Source organism: Rahnella victoriana (genome assembly GCF_021276285.1).
Classification (GTDB): Bacteria; Pseudomonadota; Gammaproteobacteria; order Enterobacterales; family Enterobacteriaceae; genus Rahnella; species Rahnella victoriana.
The window spans coordinates 2,288,711-2,313,344 of the sequence record NZ_CP089919.1 but is presented as its reverse complement, the minus strand read 5'-3'; the positions used below and the strand labels follow the sequence as shown (position 1 = coordinate 2,313,344).

At 53.7% G+C, this 24,634-nt stretch carries 21 protein-coding genes and 1 riboswitch; of the genes, 10 read left to right on the top strand and 11 right to left on the bottom strand.

Annotated elements, in window-relative coordinates; translation table 11 throughout:
* The first annotated feature begins 141 nt into the window (after positions 1-141).
* The 3 genes from tolC (at position 142) to J9880_RS10690 (ending at position 3,655) form a co-directional block, all read left to right on the top strand.
* Positions 142-1,629: an outer membrane channel protein TolC gene (gene tolC / locus J9880_RS10700; RefSeq protein WP_131693271.1), complete on the top strand. Its 1,488-nt coding sequence runs from the start codon at positions 142-144 to the stop codon at positions 1,627-1,629.
* Between the two features lie 184 nt (positions 1,630-1,813).
* The gene (locus J9880_RS10695; protein ID WP_095923555.1) at positions 1,814-2,485 is read left to right on the top strand and encodes a DUF1190 family protein; all 672 of its coding nucleotides are present in this window, start codon (positions 1,814-1,816) and stop codon (positions 2,483-2,485) included.
* 9 nt (positions 2,486-2,494) lie between these two features.
* A complete protein-coding gene (locus tag J9880_RS10690) occupies positions 2,495-3,655 on the top strand; it encodes a glutathionylspermidine synthase family protein (RefSeq protein ID WP_119823282.1) in 1,161 nt (386 codons plus the stop codon).
* Between the two features lie 51 nt (positions 3,656-3,706).
* Here the strand turns inward: J9880_RS10690 and ygiD are convergent, their stop codons facing one another.
* On the bottom strand, positions 3,707-4,495 hold the full coding sequence (ygiD, locus tag J9880_RS10685) for a 4,5-DOPA-extradiol-dioxygenase (protein WP_232770464.1): 789 nt from the start codon (positions 4,493-4,495) through the stop codon (positions 3,707-3,709).
* Positions 4,496-4,742: 247 nt separating this feature from the next.
* Complete coding sequence (ribB, locus tag J9880_RS10680; RefSeq protein ID WP_119823286.1) at positions 4,743-5,396, bottom strand: 3,4-dihydroxy-2-butanone-4-phosphate synthase; 654 nt, start codon at positions 5,394-5,396, stop codon at positions 4,743-4,745.
* A gap of 133 nt (positions 5,397-5,529) precedes the next feature.
* Positions 5,530-5,705: riboswitch (FMN riboswitch) on the bottom strand.
* 132 nt (positions 5,706-5,837) lie between these two features.
* Between ribB and ubiK the strand changes: the two genes are divergently transcribed.
* Positions 5,838-6,110, top strand: a complete 273-nt coding sequence (gene ubiK, locus J9880_RS10675; RefSeq protein WP_119823288.1) for a ubiquinone biosynthesis accessory factor UbiK — start codon at positions 5,838-5,840, stop codon at positions 6,108-6,110.
* Positions 6,111-6,187: 77 nt separating this feature from the next.
* On the opposite strand, the gene yjeH is transcribed toward ubiK, so the two are convergent.
* From yjeH to J9880_RS10655, 4 genes are all read right to left on the bottom strand, one after another.
* Positions 6,188-7,438 carry an L-methionine/branched-chain amino acid transporter gene (yjeH, locus tag J9880_RS10670; RefSeq protein ID WP_232770429.1) on the bottom strand — a complete coding sequence of 417 codons (1,251 nt, stop codon included), beginning with the start codon at positions 7,436-7,438 and terminating at the stop codon, positions 6,188-6,190.
* A gap of 103 nt (positions 7,439-7,541) precedes the next feature.
* The gene (hldE, locus tag J9880_RS10665; protein ID WP_095925217.1) at positions 7,542-8,969 is read right to left on the bottom strand and encodes a bifunctional D-glycero-beta-D-manno-heptose-7-phosphate kinase/D-glycero-beta-D-manno-heptose 1-phosphate adenylyltransferase HldE; all 1,428 of its coding nucleotides are present in this window, start codon (positions 8,967-8,969) and stop codon (positions 7,542-7,544) included.
* Between the two features lie 87 nt (positions 8,970-9,056).
* Entirely contained in the window at positions 9,057-11,894 is a 2,838-nt protein-coding gene (gene glnE, locus J9880_RS10660) for a bifunctional [glutamate--ammonia ligase]-adenylyl-L-tyrosine phosphorylase/[glutamate--ammonia-ligase] adenylyltransferase (protein ID WP_232770428.1), read from the bottom strand.
* Between the two features lie 57 nt (positions 11,895-11,951).
* The gene (locus J9880_RS10655; protein ID WP_119823292.1) at positions 11,952-13,259 is read right to left on the bottom strand and encodes a CYTH and CHAD domain-containing protein; all 1,308 of its coding nucleotides are present in this window, start codon (positions 13,257-13,259) and stop codon (positions 11,952-11,954) included.
* Positions 13,260-13,538: 279 nt separating this feature from the next.
* On the opposite strand from J9880_RS10655, the gene J9880_RS10650 reads away from it, so the two are divergent.
* Positions 13,539-14,159 carry a TIGR04211 family SH3 domain-containing protein gene (locus tag J9880_RS10650; RefSeq protein ID WP_095923563.1) on the top strand — a complete coding sequence of 207 codons (621 nt, stop codon included), beginning with the start codon at positions 13,539-13,541 and terminating at the stop codon, positions 14,157-14,159.
* Between the two features lie 129 nt (positions 14,160-14,288).
* A complete protein-coding gene (locus tag J9880_RS10645; protein WP_131693276.1) occupies positions 14,289-15,524 on the top strand; it encodes a multifunctional CCA addition/repair protein in 1,236 nt (411 codons plus the stop codon).
* A 79-nt stretch (positions 15,525-15,603) separates the two neighbouring features.
* Here J9880_RS10645 and bacA read toward each other — a convergent pair whose 3' ends face one another.
* Both bacA and folB read right to left on the bottom strand, forming a co-directional pair.
* Positions 15,604-16,428 carry an undecaprenyl-diphosphate phosphatase gene (gene bacA, locus J9880_RS10640; protein WP_119823462.1) on the bottom strand — a complete coding sequence of 275 codons (825 nt, stop codon included), beginning with the start codon at positions 16,426-16,428 and terminating at the stop codon, positions 15,604-15,606.
* Between the two features lie 187 nt (positions 16,429-16,615).
* The gene (gene folB / locus J9880_RS10635; protein ID WP_095923565.1) at positions 16,616-16,972 is read right to left on the bottom strand and encodes a bifunctional dihydroneopterin aldolase/7,8-dihydroneopterin epimerase; all 357 of its coding nucleotides are present in this window, start codon (positions 16,970-16,972) and stop codon (positions 16,616-16,618) included.
* 107 nt (positions 16,973-17,079) lie between these two features.
* Between folB and plsY the strand changes: the two genes are divergently transcribed.
* Positions 17,080-17,709 (top strand): glycerol-3-phosphate 1-O-acyltransferase PlsY, encoded by a 630-nt coding sequence (gene plsY, locus J9880_RS10630; RefSeq protein WP_112152105.1) that lies wholly within the window; start codon positions 17,080-17,082, stop codon positions 17,707-17,709.
* Positions 17,710-17,911: 202 nt separating this feature from the next.
* Here the strand turns inward: plsY and tsaD are convergent, their stop codons facing one another.
* Positions 17,912-18,925 carry a tRNA (adenosine(37)-N6)-threonylcarbamoyltransferase complex transferase subunit TsaD gene (gene tsaD, locus J9880_RS10625; RefSeq protein ID WP_095923567.1) on the bottom strand — a complete coding sequence of 338 codons (1,014 nt, stop codon included), beginning with the start codon at positions 18,923-18,925 and terminating at the stop codon, positions 17,912-17,914.
* 316 nt (positions 18,926-19,241) lie between these two features.
* Here tsaD and rpsU point away from each other — a divergent pair, with 316 nt between their 5' ends.
* The 3 genes from rpsU (at position 19,242) to rpoD (ending at position 23,427) form a co-directional block, all read left to right on the top strand.
* Entirely contained in the window at positions 19,242-19,457 is a 216-nt protein-coding gene (gene rpsU, locus J9880_RS10620) for a 30S ribosomal protein S21 (RefSeq protein ID WP_001144069.1), read from the top strand.
* A 135-nt stretch (positions 19,458-19,592) separates the two neighbouring features.
* Positions 19,593-21,341, top strand: coding sequence for a DNA primase (gene dnaG / locus J9880_RS10615; RefSeq protein ID WP_232770427.1), 1,749 nt, complete (start codon positions 19,593-19,595; stop codon positions 21,339-21,341).
* Between the two features lie 247 nt (positions 21,342-21,588).
* On the top strand, positions 21,589-23,427 hold the full coding sequence (gene rpoD, locus J9880_RS10610; protein ID WP_095923569.1) for an RNA polymerase sigma factor RpoD: 1,839 nt from the start codon (positions 21,589-21,591) through the stop codon (positions 23,425-23,427).
* Between the two features lie 102 nt (positions 23,428-23,529).
* On the opposite strand, the gene J9880_RS10605 is transcribed toward rpoD, so the two are convergent.
* Positions 23,530-24,000, bottom strand: coding sequence for a hypothetical protein (locus tag J9880_RS10605; RefSeq protein WP_232770426.1), 471 nt, complete (start codon positions 23,998-24,000; stop codon positions 23,530-23,532).
* Between the two features lie 30 nt (positions 24,001-24,030).
* Positions 24,031-24,633 (bottom strand): protein rhiA, encoded by a 603-nt coding sequence (locus tag J9880_RS10600; RefSeq protein ID WP_095923571.1) that lies wholly within the window; start codon positions 24,631-24,633, stop codon positions 24,031-24,033.
* Position 24,634 lies beyond the last annotated feature (1 nt).

The window sequence follows — 24,634 nt, the reverse complement described above, 5'->3', positions numbered from 1 at the left end:
TGATAGATTTAGGCTCATTCCATCGGTAAGGCACGTTAAGCCAACCGCCCCGTTAGCCTGACTCTGCTAGAATCCGCGTCTATTGGTTAATTTGACTGCGCCACCATACATAACAACATTGCTGCACAACAAGGAATGCAAATGAAGAAACTGCTCCCCCTTCTCATCGGACTCAGCCTGGGCGGCTTTAGTACGATAAGCCAGGCCGAAAACCTGATGCAGGTCTATCAGCAAGCCAGGACAAGTAACCCGGACCTGCGCAAATCTGCTGCTGACCGGGATGCCGCATTCGAAAAAATCAACGAAAGCCGCAGTCCTTTATTACCGCAACTCGGATTGGGTGCGGACTACAATTATACCAATGGCTACCGTGATGCGAACGGCGTTAACAGCGATGTTGGCAGCGCCAGCCTGCAATTAACGCAGACCATCTTTGATATGTCAAAATGGCGCGCCCTCACATTGCAGGAAAAAACTGCCGGTATTCAGGATGTGTCTTATCAGACCGATCAGCAGGCGTTAATCCTGAATTCCGCGACGGCTTATTTCAACGTTTTGAGTGCGATCGATTCACTCTCTTATACCGAAGCGCAAAAACAGGCCATTTACCGTCAGTTAGATCAAACCACTCAGCGTTTTAATGTCGGTCTGGTTGCCATTACCGATGTGCAGAACGCCCGTTCACAATACGACACCGTATTGGCTAACGAAGTGACTGCCCGTAACAATCTGGATAACGCGCTGGAATCCCTGCGTCAGGTGACCGGTGTTTATTATCCGCAGCTCTCTTCCCTGAACGTTGATAACTTCAACACCACGCGTCCGCAGCCTGTGGCGACCTTGCTGAAAGAAGCTGAAAGCCGCAACCTGAGCTTGCTGTCTGCCCGCCTGTCACAGGATCTGGCCCGTGAGCAAATCCGTTATGCGGAAACCGGCCATATGCCAACCGTGGATCTGACCGCCTCTACCGGCATCAGCAACACCAAATACCACGGCGACAAAACCGGCGGTGCGTCAAGCTATCAGGATGCTGACGCCGGTCAGAACAAAGTGGGGCTGAGCTTCTCACTGCCACTGTACAGCGGCGGTTCTGTCACCTCACAGGTGAAACAGGCGCAGTACAACTTTGTCGGTTCCAGCGAACAGCTTGAAAGCGCGCACCGCAGCGTCGTGCAAACCGTGCGTTCTTCCTTCAATAACATCTCTGCCTCTATCAGCAGCATCAACGCTTACAAACAAGCCGTTGTTTCTGCTCAGAGTTCTTTAGATGCCATGGAAGCCGGTTATCAGGTGGGTACCCGTACCATCGTTGATGTGCTGGATGCGACCACCACGCTGTATAACGCCAAACAACAGCTTTCCAGCGCACGTTACACCTACCTGATTAACCAGCTGAACATCAAATCAGCGCTGGGGACACTGAACGAAAGTGATCTGCTGGCTCTGAACGGTGCACTGGGTAAACCTGTGCCAACCGCACCGGATCAGGTCGCGCCAGAAACGCCGGATCAGGATGCAGCAGCAGACGGTTACGGCAACAAAACGGCAGCAGCGCCGGCACCACGCGCGCAACAAGCCAGTGCAACGACCACAACCCCCCGGAAAAACGGCAATCCTTTCCAGAACTGATCCTGAAAAGTCCCCGTATTTCCTAGAAGGCAGCCTGCAAAGGCTGCTTTTTTTTGCCTCCGTCACGCCCCACTGTAAAGTCTCGTAACAATTGCCCGTCGCTGCTTTAACAATCACCCACTTTCCCCTATTCTTAGGCCCTACTGGGAAAGGGCAAAAAAGCCCTACACATGGGATAAGAACGATGAAACGGACACAACACGTTAACTTAGCTACCTTCCGTAAATCATGGCGTAGCTCTCGAATTACTCCTGTCGCTCTGGCCGTCAGCGCCGTCTTTATGCTGGCGGGCTGCGAGAAAACCGACGAAACCGTTTCTCTGTATCAGAATGCGGATGATTGCTCAAAAGCCAACCCTTCCGGCAGCGCACAATGTGTCGCCGCCTATGATGCAGCGAAACAGGAAGCGGCGAAAACCGCGCCTAAATATGCCAGCCGCGAAGACTGTGTCGCAGAATTCGGCGAAGGTCAGTGTACGCAGGCTCCTGCTCAGTCAGGCGTTGCGACGGCCGAAAACCAGAGCAGCGGTGGCAGCATGTGGATGCCGCTGATGGCAGGTTACATGATGGGCCGTATGATGAGCGGCGGTGCTTACGCGCAACAGCCGTTGTTCAGCTCAAAAAATCCAGCCAGCCCGGCGAACGGTAAATTTGTCGATGCGACCGGTAAAAACTACGGTCCGGCAACCGCGGGCGGCCGCACCATGAACGTGCCGAAAACCGCGATGGCCCCGAAACCGGCTGTGACCAACACCATCACCCGTGGCGGCTTTGGCGACAGCGTGGCAAAACAAACCTCAATGCAACGCACCTCGTCAGCGGCTACCCGCAGCCCTGGCCGCAGCATGGGTGGCTAAGAGACACCGATGAAACGTTTAGCCATTAATGAGCGCCCGGACTGGCGCGAAAAAGCCACGGAGTTTGGCTTCAATTTTCACACCATGTATGGCGAACCTTACTGGTGTGAAGATGCGCATTACCAGTTCACGCTGGCGCAGATTGAAGAGATTGAAGACGCGACAGCGGATATTCATCAGATGTGCCTGAAGGTCGTGGAACGTGTGGTGAATGACGACAAACTGATGGCGAAATTCCAGATCCCGAAACACGTCTGGGAATTTGTCCGCAGTTCATGGCGCACGCAACAGCCTTCCCTGTATTCGCGTCTGGATCTGGCCTATGACGGGGTTAACCCGCCTAAGTTGCTGGAAAATAACGCCGATACGCCGACGTCCTTGTACGAAGCCGCTTTCTTCCAGTGGCTGTGGCTGGAAGATCAAATCGCGGCGGGCAATTTGCCTCAGGATGCGGATCAGTACAACAGTCTGCAGGAAAAACTGATCGAGCGTTTTGCTGAACTGAAAAATCAGCACGGTTTCTCGTTACTGCATATCGCCTGCTGTCAGGACACCGAAGAAGATCGCGGTACCGTGCAATATTTGCAGGACTGCGCCCTGGAAGCGGAACTGGCCAGCGAATTCCTGTTTATCGAGGAAATCGGGCTGGGCGAGCGCGGACAATTCACCGATACGCAGGATCAGGTGATTTCGAATCTGTTCAAACTCTATCCGTGGGAATTCATGTTCCGCGAAGTGTTCGCCACCAAGCTGGAAGATGCCGGTGTTCGCTGGCTGGAACCAGCCTGGAAAGCCATTCTGTCGAACAAAGCCTTGCTGCCGCTGTTGTGGGAAATGTTCCCGGATCATCCGAATCTGTTACCGGCATATTTCGCCGAAGATCCGCATCCGGAGCTGGATCACTACGTCGTGAAGCCGTTGTTCTCACGCGAAGGCGCGAACATTAAGGTCATCGAAAAAGGTCAGGAAGTGGCCCGTGTGGATGGCCCGTATGGCGCGGAAGGCATGATCGTGCAGCAGTTCCACCCGCTGCCGGTGTTTGAAGGCAGTTACACCCTGATCGGCAGCTGGCTGGTCAACGATCAGCCTTGCGGCATCGGCATCCGTGAAGATAAGGCGCTGATCACGCAGGATCTGTCACGTTTCTATCCGCATACTATTGTCGGATAAAAAAACTAAAAAAGGATAATGAGAGCTTTCATTATCCTTTTTATTTCCGGATTACCCTACCTGAACCGACAGCATCGAAAGCGATCCCATCACGATCCCGTCCGTTGGCTGTATGACCGGCTCGGCACCATCCCACGCACCTAAAACATACAACAAGGGCAGATAGTGATCCGGCGACGGATTCGATAACGCGCCGCCGTCATGTTCCATGAATTTCACCAGCGGATGGTCTTTCGCCTCACCCTTCCAGGTCAGATTCTCTTTCACAAATGTCTCGAAAGATGTCGCCCACGGATAAGCATCCGCGTCGCCGCCCCATTTCACCATACGCAGGTTGTGCACCACGTTACCGCTGGCGACAATCATCACGCCTTCGTCACGCAGGGCGGCGAGTTTCCGGCCTAATTCATAGTGATATTCCGGCGGCTGTGTGCCATCAATACTCAGCTGGATCACCGGGATATCGGCATCCGGATACATCTTGATCAACACACCCCAGGTCCCGTGATCAAAACCCCACTCGCTGGTGTCAGCCATCACATTCACCGGGCTGAGCAATTCCTGAACCCGTTTGGCCAGAGCCGGGGAACCCGGTGCCGGATAACGTTTATCAAACAGCGCCTGCGGGAAGCCACCAAAGTCATGAATGGTGCGCGGATTTTCCATCGCCGTGACCGCCGTACCGCGGGTAAACCAGTGCGCGGATACCGCCAGAATCGCTTTTGGCCGTGGCAATGTTTCGCCCAGCGTATGCCAGGCACGGGTGTAAATATTGTCTTCCAGCACGTTCATCGGGCTGCCGTGGCCTAAGAAAAGTGCGGGCATACGTTGAGTCGTCATCATGAATTCCTTACCGCAAAATAAAGGTGAGCGTGCCGGTGAACCACCTGCCGCGTGATGTGATTACGGTACTCTTTTTGACGGGCGGTGACAGCCGGATAACCGTGAAGGAGATGTTCAGTAAATTTGATGAAGCAAATCAATGAAGGCGGGAGAGGTTTTTTGCAAAGACAAATTCCGGCAATAACAGGCGATAAAAAGCAAAAAGGCCGCATCAGCGACCTTTCTGTTATGCCCAACCGGTCATTCAGCTAGCCTGACGGGTTTGCGCCTGACGGTATGCCACCAGATCGGCGATGGTCACGACCGGCATCTTATGCTCGCGGGCAAAAACGACCACTTCCGGCGCATGTGCCATTGTGCCATCGTCATTGGTCAGTTCGCACAGCACACCGAAAGGCCGCAGGCCCGCCAGTGTTGCCAGATCGACGGAAGCTTCTGTGTGACCGCCACGGGTCAGCACGCCACCGGCCTGCGCACGCAGCGGGAAAATATGCCCCGGACGGTTCAGATCGGAAGGTTTTGCGCCCTCTTTGATTGCCGCGCGGATGGTGGTGATACGATCAGCGGCAGACACGCCGGTGGTCACGCCTTCTACCGCTTCAATGGTCACGGTGAATGGCGTCTGGAACGGGCTGGAGTTGTTCTCTACCATCATCGGCAGGTCCAGCTGTTTACGGCTGTCTTCGTTCATGGTCAGGCACACAATGCCGCTGCCGTGGCGAATGGTCAGCGCCATTTGCTCAACGGTCATGTTTTCTGCGGCAAAGATTAAATCGCCTTCGTTTTCACGATCTTCGTCATCCAGCACCAACACACCCACGCCGTTACGCATGGCGTCAAGCGCACGCTCAACACGTTCAGCAGATGTACCGAATTCGGAAAGTAGGGTCTGATTCATGGTAAAAATAACCTCATGTTCTGTATGTGGATTACCAGAATCAGGGCGTCTTGAGGAGGCTAGCTGCGGCAGCCAGACGGCGTGCTACAGTTATAAAAAATAACGCAGCGGGCAATCTATGCCCGGCTTGAATCGTTACTCTCTCCCATCCGGACTTTAACCGTCGGCCCCGGAATTACACCGGATCTGCTGACCTCTAACCCCGAAGGATTGAGCGCTCGCGGGCTTCCACATAGAAGGGATTGTGATCCTTCCGATATTCCGTGGTTTACCGCCGGTGGGGACTTTCACCCCGCCCTGAGAATAAGCAAAGCAACTATAGCGCCAATAAATGAGCAGAGCAATCCTGTGGTTTGGCCAATTAGTGCCCCTGAAGGTTTATAGAAAGCGCGTCAGCGATTACACTAAGGAAAAGCACCTTCTTCGAGAAAAGGAAATAACATGATTGACCCGAAAAAAATTGAACAAATTGCCCGCCAGGTTCACGAGTCTATGCCTAAAGGGATCCGTGAGTTTGGTGAAGATGCCGAAAAGAAAATCCGTCAGGTATTGCAGGCGCAGTTCAGCCGTATGGATTTAGTCAATCGCGAAGAGTTTGACGTTCAGACCCAGGTTTTACTGCGTACCCGTGAAAAACTGGCTGTGCTGGAACAACGTCTGGCCGCGCTGGAAGCCAAACCGGCTGACGCGGAAAAACCGCAAGATCCGGCCTGAGTTCTCCTGGCAGCGGATTCAGAAAAGGCCTGCTCAACAGGCCTTTTTGCTGTCTGTGATCCTGTATACGGCCCGCGTTATTGCGCGCGCAGTACCGTTCTGGTGCGCGGCAGTAACAGCCACAATCCGGCAAACACCAGCACCGCGTACATAGCCTTCCAGCCGACCATGGCCAGCAATCCACAGCACAAGACTGCGCCCAGTATTGCCATCCATTTTGCCCGTCCCGTCAGGATCCTCGTCCCTGCCAGCATGCACAGCAGGTAGATCAGAATGAAAATGCCGTTGGCGTAAGTGATCAATGCACCGAGCGGTAAATGCAGCCAGTAAATCAGCAACGTAAACAAGGCACAGCACCCCACCACCAGATTCAGCGCCGCCACCGGCACCTGCTGGGCCGAAAGTTGCGCCAGTTTACTTTTTGGTTTCAACTGAGCCTGCGACCACACCAGGCGGGCGAAACTCTGGGTGTAAATATTGACGCTGGCAAAACACGCCAGATAACCAATGATGCAGGCAACCCACAGTGCTTTTTGCCCGAAAAGCTGCACGACGATCCCCGGCAGTGACGCCCCGGCTTCGCGCCCTTCTCCCCACGCGTGGAATTTCAGCACCGCCACGGTACAGCCCCAGTACACCGCCCCCGCCACCAGCATGCCGATCAGCAAGGCACGCGGAAAATCACGTTCCGGATTACGGAATTCTGTCGCCAGATGCGCAAAGGCTTCCAGCCCGACAAAACACCAGAACATCACCGCCAGTGCGTCAAACAGGTTCGAGGGCGAAACGTCACGCACGGCAGGCAGCGGAATTTCCGGCAGAGAAATATCGCCTTTCCACCAGATCGCCACCACCAGCGCGACCACCAGCAAGGCAATGACTGTCTGAATATTGGCGCTGGAACCGGCACTGCGCGTGCCAAGGAACCAGATGACAAACAACGTACCGAGTTGCACCAGCAGCAGGTTTTCACTGCTCCAGCCGAAAGCCGCCTGCCAGAAACCGGCAGCGATATGCAACGCGGCGGGCAAGCCGACCGGGATCACCGACAGAAATAACCAGCCGGTGACCCGCGCCATATGCGGCCCGAACGCTTTACCCACGAAATGCGCCGCACCGCCCGCACTCGGGAAGTGCCGTCCAAGCGCGGCAAAACCGATGGCGATAGGAAACACCAGCAGGATCAGCACCGGCCACGCCCACAGACTGTCGTTTTGCGCCAGTTGCGCCGCCAGTGCAGGCACCGCGAAAACACCGGTCCCCAGTAATGAGGTTGAAAGCAGCCCGACGCCCTGCGCCAGACTCAGTTCCTGTTTTAATCCGCTCACGAGGGCGTCACGTCCATTTAGCGTTAATGTTAGAAAAATCAAAAAGAAAAGGGCTTATCAGATAAGCCCTTCGGTACAAATGACATGATTCACCCGGAGGAAATCAGTCCTGCGATTTAATCTGATTGATGATTTTGGTGGTGGATAAGCCATCTTCAAAATTCAGCACACGCACTTCGCCGCCATTCGCCCAGACTTCCTGACAACCGGCAATCTGTTCAGGCTTGTAGTCGCCGCCTTTCACCAGCAGATCCGGCAAGATCCCGGCGATCAGACGCTGCGGGGTATCTTCTTCAAAGGAGACCACCCAGTCGACCGCGCCCAGCGCGCCCAGCACGATCATGCGGTTTTGCAGCGCATTCACCGGGCGGGTTTCGCCTTTCAGACGTTTGGTTGACGCATCGCTGTTAACGGCCACGATCAGACGGTCGCCGAGTTTGCGCGCATTCGCCAGATACGAGACGTGTCCGGCATGCAAAATGTCGAAGATGCCGTTGGTCATCACGACTTTCTCGCCGCGCTGACGCGCCATCGCCACAGCGGCTTTCAGCTGTTCTTCATTCATCACGCCAAAACCGACGTCTGAACGCCCGCCGATGGCATTTTCCAGTTCAACCGGAGAAACGGTAGAAGTCCCGAGTTTACCGACCACCACACCGGCGGCGGCGTTGGCCAGGAAACAAGACTCTTCCAGCGTATTACCGGCAGCCAGCGCGGCGGCCAGCGTACCGATCACGGTGTCACCGGCCCCGGTGACGTCATACACTTCCTGCGCCTGCGTCGGCATATGGAATGGCGCTTTGCCCGGCTGCAACAAGGTCATACCGTGTTCGGAACGGGTCACCAGCAAGGCGGAAAGCTCAAAATCAGCAATCAGCTGCATACCGCGCGTCACGATTTCTTCTTCGTTTTTGCAACGGCCCACAACGGCTTCAAATTCGGACAGGTTCGGCGTCAGTAAGGTCGCACCACGATAACGTTCGAAATCCGAGCCTTTCGGATCGACCAGCACCGGCACACCGGCTTTTCTCGCCAGCTGGATCATTTTCTGTACTTCTGTCAGCGCGCCTTTGGCGTAGTCAGACAGCACCAGCGCGCCACTTTGCGGCAACGCCTGCTCGATTTTAGTCAGCATCGGCTGGAGATCGACGCCTTCAAAACCTTCTTCAAAGTCGAGGCGGATCAGTTGCTGGTTGCGGGACAAAATACGCAGTTTGGTGATGGTTGGATGCGTGGATAAGGCCACGAAATCGCAGTTTACTTTCACTTCCGCCAGACGCTCGCTCAGGGCGCGGGCGGCATCGTCCACACCGGTCAGACCGATCAGACGCGAAGAAGCACCGAGAGACGAAATGTTCATCGCCACGTTAGCGGCACCGCCGGGACGTTCCTCGATGGTGTTGACCTTCACGACCGGCACCGGCGCTTCCGGCGAAATGCGGTTGGTCGGGCCATACCAGTAGCGGTCTAACATTACGTCACCCACCACCAGCACACCGGCGCGGTGAAAATCAGGCAAAGTCACTTTCATCCCAAGACTCCAAAACAGATCAATCAAATCGGGTAAATACATTGCGCCGGATGATATCACAAGCGCCTGTTACCCGAATAAAAACCCTCAGCCCAGCCAGTTGGCCCAGCTGGCGCGGATTTGCGCACGCTCGGTGGCAAAACTGTCGGCGGCCACTTTGCCGCTGTGTTCCTGCAACGCCAGATGATGGATCTCATCGCGCAGCGTCACGTAAGCCTGCGTCAGATGGCGTGCTTCCTCTTCCGGCATAATATCGTATTGCGCCATCAGCTCGAAAATCCGCACGTTATCCGACCAGCGTGTCAGCTTAGGCTCGTCGTGCGCGAAGCGTAAGACCAGATATTGTGCAATGAATTCAATATCGGTGATGCCACCGGGATCGGCTTTCAGGTCAAACTCGTCGGCTTTTTTACTGCCCAGATGCGCATACATTTTTTCGCGCATTTCGCGGACTTCCTTACGCAACCCGTCACCGTCGCGCTGGCGGCAGAGAATATCCCGCCGCGTGGCGTTAAATTGCTGCGTCAGTTGCGGATCGCCGTAGACCACGCGCGCGCGCACCAGCGCCTGATGTTCCCAGGTCCAGGCTTCATTGGCCTGATAATCGGCAAAGGCTTCGATGGTGCTGACCAGCATGCCGGAAGCACCGGAAGGCCGCAGACGCGGATCGACTTCATAAAGAATGCCTGACGCGGTACGGGTGCTGAATAAATGCATAATGCGCTGCGCCAGCCGCAGGTAGAACTGACGCCCGTCGATGACGCGCTCGCCGTCGGTCATGACTTCCGGCGCACAGTCGAGCAGGAACACCAGATCCAGATCGGAACTGTAACCCAGTTCCCAGCCACCGAGCTTGCCGTAACCAATCACCGCAAAACCCCGCCCTTCACGCTGCTGAAGATGCGTCGGCTGGCCGTATTTCGCGACCATCTGTTCCCACGCCTGCTGTACCACCACGTCAAGAATGGCCTCCGCGAGATAGGTTAAATGGTCGCTGACTTTCATCACCGGCAGCGCCCCGGAAATATCCCCGGCGGCGATACGCAGATGCTGCGCCTGTTTGAACTGACGCACGGCCTCCAGCTGCTGCTCTTCGTCTTCCGTCGGCACCCGCATCAGATACTGACGCAGTTCGTCGCGGTAGGCGGTCAGTTCAACCGGCTGATAAAGCGTGCGCGGATCCAGTAATTCATCCAGCAATAAAGGATGCCGGGCAAGCTGACTGGCGACCATCGGCGAGGCCGCACAGAGGCGAATGAGCTGTTTGAGCGCGCCGGGATATTCCACCAGCAGCTCGATATAGGTGGTGCGCGTGACGATATTCAGCAGCAACTGCATCAGACGCTGCAACGTGACGTCGGCATTTTTATAGGTGCAGACCTGCGCCAGCAACCGCGGCATCAGCAAATCCAGCTGCTCGCGGCCACGCGGCCCGATAGTGCGTTTATCCACATCACGACGGAAATCGGCAATCTGCTGTAAAACATGCCGCAGCGCATTTTCATCCAGTTGCGGCACCAGCGGTGCCAGCTCGGCTGGTTCCAGCGCATCAATCCAGAGACTGCTGAACTGGGAAAGCTGCACATCGTCTTCGGCGTCCGGCGTGTCATCACCAATCAGATCGTTAAACACCGCACGCACCGCCTGCATATGCGCATTGACGGCATCCAGCAGTTGCGGCCAGTCGTCATAATTCATTCCCCACGCCAGCCGCGCCTGATTGAGTTCATCCGAGGGCAAGGTTTGGGTTTGTTCATCTGCAATGGCCTGCAACAGATTTTCCAGACGACGCAGGAACAGATAACTGGTGCGCAGCTGCAACACCTGTTCAACCGGCAACAACCCCAGATTTTCCAGCGCCTGCAACGTCGGCAATAAAGCGCGTTGCTGCAATGCCGGTTCACGGCCACCCCGGATCAGCTGGAATACCTGCACGATAAATTCGATTTCGCGGATACCGCCCGCGCCGAGTTTGATGTTGTCCTTCAGACCACGGCGGCGCACCTCACGGGCGATCATGCCTTTCATGTTGCGCAGGGACTGGATCACGCTGAAATCGATATAGCGACGGAAAACAAAAGGCTTGAGCATTTTGCGCAGTTCCTGACTGGCGGGATCTTCCGCGCCGCCCATCAGCCGCGCCTTCACCATCGCGTAACGCTCCCAGTCGCGTCCCTGCTCCTGATAATAATCTTCCAGCGCCGGGAAACTCATCACCAGCGGACCGCTGTCGCCAAACGGACGCAAACGCATGTCCACGCGATAGACAAATCCGTCAATGGTCGGCTGATCCAGTGCTTTGATCAGCCGCTGGCCAAGACGGGTGAAAAACTGGGCATTGTCGAGTTCACGACGCCCGCCTCGGGTCTGGCCATTTTCCGGATAGGCAAAAATCAGGTCGATATCGGAAGAGAAATTCAGTTCACCGCCGCCGAGTTTGCCCATCCCGAGGATCAGCATTCTCTGCTCTTCGCCCGCCGCATTCACCGGCGTACCGAACTCGCGACAGCAGGCGGCATACAGCCAGTCGCGGGCGCTGACGATCAGCAATTCCGCCAGTTCACTCAGCTGGTGCAAGGTGTCTTTGGCTTCGCTGGTTTGCGCCGACTGCGACCAGGCAATGCGGGTCAGAATACGGCGGCGGAACAGACGCAGCGCCTTCATCAGCCCGGCTTCGTCGGTCACTTGTGACAGCGATTCATCCAGCCACTGACGGTAAAGTTGCCACTCCTGCGCCTGAGGAGGATTTTGGTCGATTTCATGCCACCACTGCGGGAACGCCAGCACACTGTCCGTCACGAATTCACTGCTGCTCAGCACCGCCAGTTGGCTGTCGTCGGGCAGGGGCAGGTTTTCAGGATGTTCACGCCAGCGTTCAGGCAAACTCTGCGCATGGCTTTGCAAAACAGGAGAAAGTGGCAACATGAAGTCAGATTCCTTGCAAAAAAAAGCCCGGGCAATTTGCCCAGGCTTATCAGTCAATTAACGAGGTTGTCCGTTTAACCAGAAGGCGTCCATCATCACGGCGTGAGAACGGGCCGAATCCTCCCAGGCGTGCTGCTGCTGGACGATAGCCTGCTGCAGATCGACCCAGCCCGCGATATAGGTCGCGACATCTTTGTCCGGATAAGCACCGGCCAGCAGATGGAAGGTAATGATCTGACGTTTCAGGCGTGCCAGTTGGTCACGATAACCTTCTTCGGTCAGCGGCTGCGCGAAGGCATCTTTCAGATCAGCGGCAGTACGGCCCAGCATGATGTCAGCGAAACGCTTGAAGGAACCTTCCAGTTTTTTCGCCGATTTGTCGTCAATGAACGGCGTCCAGCCTGACGTTGCCAGCCATGAAGTAAGCACTAACTTGCATTTCAGATACGCCGCGCTGTAACAAATTTCCTGCGCATCCGCAGATTTCTGTTCCAGCACCGGCACCAGATCGGTCAGCAAGGTACGCAGTTCAGAAGACGCTTTACGCGGCACCAGTCCGCCGAACAGCACCAGAACCTGACGCACGGTTTCTACCGCCTGCAACACCGTCAGACGCGCCGTTTTATCGCCGCGCACCCACAATTCTTCGTGATATTGCCAGTGATCCAATGCCAGTTCGAACATCGCAGACATAGCCTGTTCAACCGTGGCTTTCGGCTGCGCTTTAAACACCGGCAACGGTTTGATTTCGCGCGCAGGATTGCCCTTCGCCAGATGATAGCCGCGGGCCGCTTTGCTGAATCCGCCCTGGCGCAAACCACCATGAGCACCTATTTCAGCCGCCAGCGCCAGCAAATCGGTGGTGTTGCCTTTTTTCAGCTCAAGCTCAATTTCGGCCAGCGCTTCGGTCAGTTCACCGGCTACCACTTCGCCCTGATCTAACCCCAGTTCAATCTCGCTTTCACCGTAAGTGATCACCCACTTCTCGCGGGTGAAATCCGTGCGGAACAGCGGTGCGAGTTCTTTCTGTAACGCGGCAGGCTTACAGCCTTCCGGCCAGATATCTTTCGGGAACGCGCTGAGTTTCAGCACCGGCTTTTTCAGCTCAACGTTATATTCCGGACGCTGATGCAGGCCACCCACCACTTTGCCGCCGGTTTTGATGGTCATTTCATATTGATCGTCAAAACCACGGATACGCAGACCGATGTCGTGGGAACGTAAATAGTTATCCGCAGTCTCAAAATAGATGTTGGTCAGTTTCGAAGGCGCGGTGTGCTCGCTGTTAAATCCAGCGAGTTGCGAAGGTAATTCGGCGATTGCCGCCGGGGTGGCGATAAATTTTAATTCTATTTCTACGGTCATATGAGTCTTCACACCGATTCTTTGCTGCCAAAAGGGATTAACGCGTCGCTGCAATTCTATCATAAGCACAGCGCGCAAGCCGCATGTTGCGGGATTGTAAGATAGTTCTCATTCCGGTTTATACATTGCGTCGTCACACTGTTGCCCTTACTATCGGTCTCCGAACTTTTAGTACCTATATGAGTGCAATGGCCGGACAGAGGCGGTTGCCAGAAGACGTATCCTGATAAAACGGATCCACACTTCACGTTCCCTCATTCACAAAGAAACGATGAAATAATGCAGAAATTACGCCTAATTGGTTTCGCTTTGCTTGGTTTAAGCATCACATGGGGCGCTCACGCTGATGAGAAGCGCTATATCTCCGACGATTTGATCACCTATATCCACAGCGGTCCGGGTAATCAGTATCGTATTGTTGGCACCCTGAATGCCGGTGAAGAAGTGACCCTGCGCAGTGTTAACGACAGCACGAAATACGGTGAAATCATTGACTCAAAAGGGAAAACCGCCTGGATCCCGCTTGATCAGTTAAGCAATGTGCCGAGCCTGCGTACCCGCGTTCCGGATCTGGAACAACAGGTGAAAACGCTGACCGACAAGCTGACCAATATCGATTCCAGCTGGAACCAGCGCACGGCAGAAATGCAGGGCAAAGTCTCTTCCAGTGACGGCATCATCAACGGCCTGAAAAAAGAAAATCAGGACCTGAAAAACCAGCTGATCGTTGCCAAAAAGAAAGTCGACGCCGTGAACGTTCAGCTTGATGACAAGCAAAGAACCATTATTTTGCAATGGTTTATGTATGGTGGCGGTGTGGCAGGCGTCGGTCTGGTTCTGGGTCTGCTATTGCCACATCTGGTTCCGCGTCGCAGGAAAAAAGATCGCTGGATGAGCTGAAGTTCACCCTCCTGAATCATACCCTAAGGCACTTCGGTGCCTTTTCGTGTTTCCATCAATCGGGAAATCTTCAGCGCAACTTTGCTATGATGAAAACAGAGTCCCTTGGCTAATTTCAGGAGTTATCGCGTGGAGATTTACCTGGTCGGCGGCGCAGTCCGAGACAGTTTATTAAACCTGCCTGTGTCTGAACACGATTGGGTGGTGGTGGGCGCGACGCCTGAATACATGCTGGAAAACGGCTATCAGCAGGTCGGCAAAGATTTCCCGGTTTTCCTGCATCCCCGTACCCGCGATGAATATGCCCTGGCGCGTACCGAGCGCAAATCAGGTTCCGGTTACAACGGTTTTACCTGTTACGCCGCGCCGGATGTCACGCTGGAACAAGATCTGATGCGCCGTGATCTGACCATCAATGCCATCGCCCGCAGCAAAGACGGCGAACTTGTCGACCCGTATCACGGACAGCGCGATATCGAACAACGCCTGTTACGTCACGTTTCCGATGCGTTCGGCGAAGATCCCTTGCGCGTGCTGCGCGTTGCCCGTTTTGCTGCCCGCTTCGCACATTTAGGTTTCACGGTCGCGCCGGAAACCCGGACGCTGATGCAGCAGATGGCGGAAAGCGGTGAACTCGAAGCCCTGACGCCGGAGCGCGTATGGAAAGAAACCGAGAAGGCGTTGCAGACGCAGGATCCTCAGGTCTTTTTCCAGGTGCTGCGCGACTGCGGTGCCCTGAAAGTCTTGTTCCCTGAAATCGATGCATTATTTGGCGTGCCTGCGCCGGAGAAATGGCACCCGGAAATTGATACCGGTGTCCATACGCTGATGACGCTGAAAATTGCCAGTACGCTGACGCCCGATGTGGATGTGCGTTTTTCGGCGCTTTGTCATGATTTGGGTAAGGCGCTGACGCCGCCGCAATTCTGGCCTGCCCATCACGGCCACGGCCCGGCGGGCGTGAAACTGGTGGAAAATATCTGCCAGCGTCTGAAAGTACCGACGCATATCCGCGATTTAGCGAAACTGGTGGCGGAGTTCCATGACCTGATCCACACCGTCAATAAACTGCGCCCAGAAACCCTGTTAAAGCTGTTTGATACCATTGATGTCTGGCGTAAACCGCAGCGCCTTGAACAGATGATCATGACCAGCGAAGCCGATGCGCGCGGGCGCACCACCTTTGAAAATAATCCCTATCCGCAGGGCGATTATCTGCGGGAAGCCTTTGAGGTGGCGAACAGCATCGGCAATAAAGAAGTGCTGGATGACGGTTTCCAGGGCATCGCTATCCGCGATGAACTGAAGAAACGCCGTATTCAGGCACTCGCCGACTGGAAACAGAAACAGGACGTGGCGATTTAACGCTGACGTTTGCCTGATCAAAAAAGCCCCGCACGGTCATTCACCGGCGGGGCTTTTTTATCGCATCAGGAAACACCTGTCAGGCGATAAACACCATATAGACGGCGATCGCCACGAAGAAGCGGTAAATCGCAAACGGGATAAACGAAATGCGTTTAATCACCGCCAGGAAGGTTTTAATGGCAATCAGCGCGACAATAAACGCGGAGATAAAACCGGTGGCGAACATCGGCAAATCAGCCAGCGTCAGGAAGCTGTAGCTCTTGTATAAGTCCAGCGCTGTGGCACCCATCATCATCGGCACGGCCAGCAGGAAGGAGAATTCAGACGCGGCAAAACGGCTGATCCCCATTAACATCCCGCCACTGATGGTGGCACCTGAACGGGAAAATCCCGGCCAGAGCGCCAGACACTGGAACACACCGATCATAAACGCCTGCAGGTAGCTGATATCATCCAGCCCCTCGGCACGCGGTTTCTTCGGCTTCAGCAGCTCAGCGGCAATCAGTAACACCCCGCCGACCACCAGCGAATACATCACAAACTTTGGTTCAAACAACGACTTAATTTGCGAATGAAACAGCAAGCCGATGACGGTGGCCGGGATCATTCCCAGAATAATATGCAGTAAATTCAACCGGCGGGAACCTGTTCCTTCATGCACCGGCGGCTTGCCAAAATGCAGGCCAATCATGCTGAACAGACGACGCCAGAACATCACCACCACAGCCAGAATCGATCCTAACTGAATGACCACTTCAAATGATTTTGAGGTATCTCCGGTGAAGCCCAGGAGATTACCCGCAATGATCAGATGCCCCGTAGAAGAGACTGGCAAAAACTCTGTCAGCCCCTCAACCACCCCTAAAATAGCCGCAACAAGTAAAGAATGACTTTCAACAATCATTACCGCACCCTACCCTGTTAAATATCCGCTGATGGGAAAACATGCTCAAAATAAAGACAACAAAAAAGCGGCATCACACATAGCCGCTCCGTTAAAGAAAGGCCGAAAATCCGGACTTTCCTTTTTAACGCTTCTTTATGACATTAAATAGACAAGCATTTTCTAAATTGTATCCATCACAGGATTAAAAACGTTTTCCACGCTCGATGATCACACCCACATTCGCCGCCTGCGCCACAGCGCCCGGTTTGCTGAGTTTGATGCGTACCCATGGCGAATTAAAGCGGCTCAGAAGCAGCGTGGCGACCTCTTCAGCGACTCGTTCCACCAGCGCGAAGTTCTGTGAGGCGACGTGTTCAATCACTGCATCACTGACGTCAGCATAACTTAAACAGTCATTCACATCGTCGCTGGCAGCGGACTTACGGTTATCCCAGGCCATTTCGATATCGAATACCAGTTTCTGTTTAATGGTCTGTTCCCACTCGTAAGCGCCAATGGTGGTGATTACATTTAGTTGCTCAATAAATACGATATCCATCACGCGATTCTCTGTTTTTGGCCCAGCCGGATACCACTTCCAGCAGAAAATGCGTATTATCCATGGATGTTGCGATTAAAACGACCCTTATTAGACGGAACGGCTTTATGAGTGCTACCGCGCTTGGAATGATTATTTTCGCCTACCTTTGCGGCTCGATTTCCAGTGCGATTCTGGTCTGCCGGGTAGCCCGCTTACCTGATCCGCGCACCGCGGGGTCCGGTAACCCTGGTGCCACTAACGTTTTGCGTCTGGGTGGCCGGCTGGCCGCAGCGGCCGTTCTGATTTTCGATGTGCTCAAAGGTATGCTGCCGGTCTGGCTGGCGTATCGCCTGAACATCCCGCCGATGTACCTTGGCCTGACAGCCATCGCGGCGTGTCTCGGTCACATCTATCCGGTCTTTTTCCGCTTTAAAGGCGGCAAAGGCGTTGCCACAGCCTTCGGTGCCATCGCCCCTATCGGCTGGGACTTAACCGGCCTGATGACCGGTACATGGCTGCTGACCGTGCTGCTCAGCGGTTACTCTTCGCTGGGCGCGATTGTCAGCGCGCTGATTGCGCCATTTTATGTCTGGTGGTTCAAACCGGAGTTCACCTTCCCGGTCGCCATGCTTTCCTGTCTGATACTGTTACGCCATCACGACAATATTCAGCGTCTGTGGCGTGGGCAGGAAGGAAAAATCTGGGACAAACTGAAGAAGAAACGTAAAGCGGCGAAAGAAGATAAGACCGAATAACGGATAACGTCAGATTTCAGACATAAAAAAACGACCTCAGGTGGGTCGTTTTTTATTGGTTTTTTAACTCATCCAGCCTGACTGAGCGGGAGCGAGACAAGGCGTCAGGAGACCTGAAAGCGCAGCATACTCAAGTATGTGAGCATTTCGGGTCGACGCAGCAACGCAGTCGCAGCCCCGTTCAGACTGGCGGAAGCCTGACTCAAACTGGCGGAAGCTCAGCCAGAGGCCAGCGCGGACGTACTGTCACACCCAGTTCAGGGGTGCCACCACTTTTCAACCGCACCATGCCCGCATAGGCGATCATCGCGCCGTTATCGGTACAAAATTCAGGACGCGCATAAAATACCTGACCGCCGCGTTTCGCCATCACTTCCGCCAGTTTGGCGCGTAATGTGCGATTGGCGCTGACGCCACCGGCCATCACCAGCTGTTTAAAACCCGTCTGATCCAGTGCGCGTTTGCATTTAATCGCCAGCGTATCCACCACCGCATCTTCAAAAGCGCGGGCAATGTCGGCATGCGTCTGCGGGTCGCTGTCATTGCCACGAATGGTATTGGCTGCAAACGTTTTAAGGCCGGAGAAACTAAAATCCAGCCCCGGACGGTCTGTCATCGGACGCGGGAAGGTAAAACGTCCTGCTACGCCCTGAGCGGCCATTTTTGACAGCAACGGACCACCGGGATAATCGAGACCCAATAATTTCGCTGTCTTATCAAAGGCTTCACCGGCGGCGTCATCAATCGACTCTCCCAGCAAGGTGTATTCACCAATGCCGGTAACGCTGATTAACTGCGTATGCCCACCGGAGACCAGCAGCGCGACAAACGGGAAATCTGGCGGATTATCTTCCAGCATCGGAGCCAGTAAATGGCCTTCCATATGATGCACCGGCACCGCAGGCACATCCCAGGCAAAAGCTAACGACCGGCCGATGGTTGCGCCCACCAGCAATGCGCCAACCAGACCAGGACCGGCGGTATACGCCACGCCATCGATATCCTGAGCGGTCAGCCCGGCTTCTTTCAGCGCGGCCTGAATCAAGGGTACTGTTTTACGCACGTGATCACGCGATGCCAGTTCAGGCACCACACCGCCGTAATCTGCATGCAGTTTTACCTGACTATACAGTTGGTTGGCTAATAAACCGGCTTCGCTGTCATAAACTGCAATTCCGGTTTCATCGCAGGACGTTTCAATACCCAGTACTCGCATCACTCTATCCATCATGTTTTCGCGCTAACTCGCGGCGCGCAGTTTAGCACACAAGCCTCGGCGCGTGCTGCACCGGAGTGGGAATTCCTTGCTTCCCGGGCCAATTAATGTCGAGCAATTTCGATTGATTGGTATATAATCGCCGCCCGACGCAAAAGCGAGCGCACAATGTTGCAGAAGGGTTGCAGATAGCGCCTGTTTCAATTTGCCGTTATGCTTTACAAGACGACGCGAATTGGAGTAAAATTCCGCACCATTTTGAAATGTGCTGGTACAACATCAGCAAACAAACCGATTTTATCGAGGTGAGAGGCACATGCCTGTAATTAAAGTACGTGAAAACGAGCCGTTCGACGTAGCTCTGCGTCGCTTCAAGCGTTCCTGCGAAAAAGCAGGTGTTCTGGCAGAAGTTCGTCGTCGTGAATTCTATGAAAAACCGACTACCGAACGTAAACGCGCTAAAGCATCTGCAGTAAAACGCCACGCCAAGAAACTGGCTCGCGAAAACGCACGCCGCACTCGTCTGTATTAATCTTCGGGGGCAACCCCAAATCGCGTGATTTGCAATATTAAGAACGCGCAGACTGCGTAGTAGCATACGAAGGCCGTGCTTTCCGAAAGGAATGCGCGGCTTGTTCTCGTTTATAGGCTAGTGAGTAAGGGGCTTATGGCTGGGAGAATTCCGCGCGTATTTATCAATGACTTGCTGGCTCGCATCGATATCGTCGATTTGATCGACGCCCGGGTAAAGCTCAAGAAACAGGGTAAAAATTATCACGCGTGCTGCCCTTTCCACCATGAGAAAACACCCTCATTTACCGTAAATGGCGATAAGCAGTTTTATCACTGTTTCGGCTGTGGTGCCCACGGCAATGCCGTCGATTTCCTGATGAACTATGACAGGCTTGAGTTTGTCGAAAGCATTGAGGAACTGGCGACAATGCAGGGTTTGGAAGTGCCGTACGAAGCAGGCACCGGTCCAAGCCAGATGGAGCGTCATCAGCGTCAAAGCCTCTACCAGTTGATGGCACCGCTTAGCGAGTTCTATCAGCAATCACTTAAACAGCCTGCAGGTGCCCCCGCACGGGAATATCTTGCCCGGCGTGGTTTGAGTGAAGACGTCATCAATCACTTCGCTATCGGTTTCGCCCCACCGGGTTGGGACAACGCATTAAAGCGTTTCGGTAAAAATGCCGATGATAAAGCGTCCCTGATCGATGCCGGTATGTTGGTCACCAATGACAATGGCCGCAGCTACGATCGTTTCCGCGAACGGGTAATGTTCCCGATCCGCGATAAACGTGGCCGCGTAATTGCCTTTGGCGGCAGGGTGTTGGGTGACGGTATGCCGAAATACCTCAACTCACCGGAAACCGAAATTTTCCATAAAGGCCGCCAGTTGTATGGCCTGTATGAAGCACAGTTAAAGCACCCGACACCGGCGCGTTTGCTGGTGGTTGAAGGGTATATGGATGTTGTCGCTCTGGCGCAGTTCGGCATTGATTACGCCGTTGCCTCACTGGGCACGTCCACGACAGCCGATCATATTCAGCTGATGTTCCGCAGTACGGATAACGTCGTGTGTTGTTACGACGGCGACCGCGCGGGACGTGAAGCCGCATGGCGCGCACTGGAAACGGCCTTGCCGTATCTCAATGATGGCCGTCAGCTGCGATTTATGTTTTTACCCGACGGCGAAGATCCGGACACGCTGGTACGTAAAGAAGGCAAAGAAGCATTCGAACAACGGATGGAACAGGCGATGCCGCTGTCCACTTTCCTGTTTGATTCGCTGATGCCGCAGGTTGATTTGAGCAGCCCTGACGGGCGCACCAAATTGAGCATGCTGGCATTGCCGCTGATCCGCCAGGTTCCCGGTGAAACGTTACGGATGTATTTGCGTCAACAGTTAGGGAATAAGCTCGGCATTTTAGATGACAGCCAGTTGGAAAAGCTGATGCCTAAACAGGCAGAAAGTAGCAATGTCTATCAGGCGCCCCAGCTAAAACGCACAACCATGCGTATACTTATAGGGTTACTGGTGCAAAATCCACAACTGGCTACACTTATACCCTCGCTGCAAGGTTTGGAGCAAGCGAAGCAACCAGGATTGGATCTGTTCAGCGAGTTAGTGACCACTTGCTTAGCCCAGCCGGGGCTGACCACAGGCCAGTTACTGGAGCTGTATCGCGACAATAAGTTCTACCAACAGCTTGAAACTCTGGCGACATGGAACCACATGATCGTAGAGGACATGGTCGAAGAGGAATTTCGTGCCACGTTAGCCAGCCTGTATGACTCTATTTTAGAGCAGCGGCTAGAAACCTTGATTGCCAAAGCCAGGACGCACGGCCTGAGTCCCGAGGAACGAACCGAAGTCAGTTCCCTGAATCAGGTGTTAGCGAGAAAAAGTTAAAATTTCATAACAAGAACATAATTTATCCCAAATGATTCGAGTTGCAGGAAGGCGGCCAACGCATCTACGGCTCGAAGTATGACGGGTAAAACAGAAAACACGGCTTAAGTGCCGATAAAAAGCGGGGCACGGCCCTGCGCAGAGCCGCCCTGGTGGGCCGCGGCACAATAAACGCCCCTAACGTTATTGTTGGCGATGTTACCCGACCGACACCAACCCAAATACTCTGAAGTGTGGATACCGTCTTATGGAGCAAAACCCGCAGTCACAGCTTAAGCTACTTGTCACCCGTGGTAAGGAGCAAGGCTATCTGACCTATGCTGAGGTCAATGACCATCTGCCGGAAGATATCGTCGATTCCGACCAGATCGAAGACATCATCCAGATGATTAACGACATGGGCATCCAGGTACTTGAAGAAGCACCGGACGCCGATGATTTGATGCTGGCCGAAAACCGCCCTGATACCGATGAAGACGCTGCAGAAGCCGCGGCGCAGGTGCTTTCCAGCGTTGAATCCGAAATTGGCCGTACCACCGACCCTGTGCGTATGTATATGCGCGAGATGGGTACCGTTGAGTTGCTGACCCGTGAAGGCGAAATCGACATCGCCAAACGTATCGAAGACGGTATCAATCAGGTCCAGTGCTCCGTTGCTGAATATCCTGAAGCTATCACTTATTTGTTAGAGCAATATGACCGTGTGGAAGCAGGCGAAGTACGTCTGTCTGACCTGATCACCGGTTTTGTTGACCCGAATGCCGAAGAAGAAATCGCACCAACTGCGACTCACGTGGGTTCTGAACTGACCACTGAAGAGCAGAATGATGACGACGAAGACGAAGATGAAGACGACGACGCTGAAGACGACAACAGCATCGATCCGGAACTGGCTCGCCAGAAGTTCACCGAACTGCGTGAACAGCATGAAGCGACGCGTCTGGTCATCAAGAAAAACGGCCGTAGTCACAAGAGCGCAGCAGAAGAAATCCTGAAGCTGTCCGATGTGTTCAAACAGTTCCGTCTGGTGCCAAAACAGTTCGATTTCCTGGTTAACAGCATGCGTTCCATGATGGATCGCGTTCGTGCTCAGGAACGTCTGATCATGAAAGTGTGCGTTGAACAGTGCAAAATGCCGAAGAAAAACTTCGTCAATCTGTTCGCCGGTAACGAAACCAGCGATACCTGGTTTGATGCCGCTCTGGCAATGGGTAAACCATGGTCTGAGAAGCTGAAAGAAGTCACCGAAGACGTGCAACGCGGCCTGATGAAACTGCGTCAGATCGAAGAAGAAACCGGCCTGACTATCGAACAGGTTAAAGACATCAACCGTCGCATGTCGATCGGCGAAGCGAAAGCCCGTCGCGCGAAGAAAGAGATGGTTGAAGCAAACTTACGTCTGGTTATTTCTATCGCCAAGAAATACACCAACCGTGGTCTGCAGTTCCTTGACCTGATCCAGGAAGGTAACATCGGCCTGATGAAAGCCGTTGATAAGTTTGAATATCGCCGTGGTTATAAGTTCTCAACTTATGCGACCTGGTGGATCCGTCAGGCTATCACCCGCTCCATCGCCGACCAGGCGCGTACCATCCGTATCCCGGTACATATGATTGAGACGATCAACAAACTCAACCGTATCTCCCGTCAGATGCTGCAAGAGATGGGCCGCGAACCGACACCGGAAGAGCTGGCTGAGCGTATGTTGATGCCGGAAGACAAAATCCGCAAAGTGCTGAAAATTGCCAAAGAGCCAATCTCCATGGAAACGCCAATCGGCGACGATGAAGATTCGCATCTGGGCGATTTCATCGAGGATACCACCCTCGAGCTGCCACTGGATTCTGCGACGTCTGAAAGCCTGCGTTCTGCAACGCATGACGTTCTGGCTGGCCTGACTGCACGTGAAGCGAAAGTTCTGCGTATGCGTTTCGGTATCGATATGAACACTGACCACACGCTGGAAGAAGTGGGCAAACAGTTCGACGTGACCCGTGAGCGTATCCGTCAGATCGAAGCGAAAGCGTTGCGTAAACTGCGCCACCCGAGCCGCTCCGAAGTACTGCGCAGCTTCCTGGACGATTAATCGTTTTCAGATTGCCAGTCGCAAACAGAAAGCCCCGGCAGAAACGCCGGGGCTTTTTTATTACAGGTAACTGTCACAGTCCATCATGGCTGCTATTTGCTGCTAGCTGTTTTCCAGATCGACATTAATCCATTTCGAGTCGTCAGGTAATGGAATAAGCCCATTACTCACGCCGGTAATACCCAGAACTTTCGATGCCTGATGATCAGCATGAAAATCCAGATAAAATGTTTCGGCGAAGCTAAGCAGGTCTTCAGTACTGTCTGCGGACTCACAGGCATCAATATAAACATTCCCTTTATAATTCTCAGGAATAATCTCTTTGATGTTCAGATAAAGTGCATCACCATTTAAATAAAATGCTTTTTCTTTATCACCGATCACTGGCCGGTCATTATCCCCCTGGAATGCACCATGAGAAATAATAAATAAATCCTCATCTTTTCTCAGTTCCCTTAGCTGAGAGTGAAATATCTTATAGGTTGCGCCATAGATACCAGGATAACGACGCAATGTTTCTCTCGCTACATGTTCCAGTTCCGGATCATCAGTACATACGATAAGTATCATCATTCTACCCCATCTTTAAATGAAATTAATGGCTCAGCCAACGCTCCAGGTATTATCACTTTTCAGCTGAACGTTCAGGCTGTAAGTGTTCGGCGCAAACTCAAGCTGTTGCTTATTGGTGATCTGCCCAACATCCAGCACCTGGCCCGGCGTATAGTTACCAAAAGTGATCCAGTACGTTGGATGCGGTGTAAAGGTCAGGTTGATGTTCGGCTGCGCCTGTACCACAAAGGTACCGGCACCCGACATACCGACCCCGACCGATGCCTGATTGAGCGGCAGACTGCTGTCATTGGTGATATACAACGTGCCGTTCTTACCGCCGGTGGTCTGTTGTTCGAACTCGAACGCCCCCGCGGAATAGCTCAGCGTCACCTGATTATTGCTCGTCAGGCTGGCAGGAAGGGTCTGAGAGGCATCGAATGTCACACCGGGGATCAGCACACCGGTTTCATCCCAAACAAAACTGTAATCAATGCCCCAGTCAAACTGCACTTTGGTTTTTGGGTGCGCCACTTTGGAGAACCATGCCAGCGACATCACCCGAGGATCGCTGATATCCGGAGACGTTTGATAAATACAGATTGCGCCGGTATTTACAGAGTTGTTTGCTACAGTGACAGAATATTGAGTCATA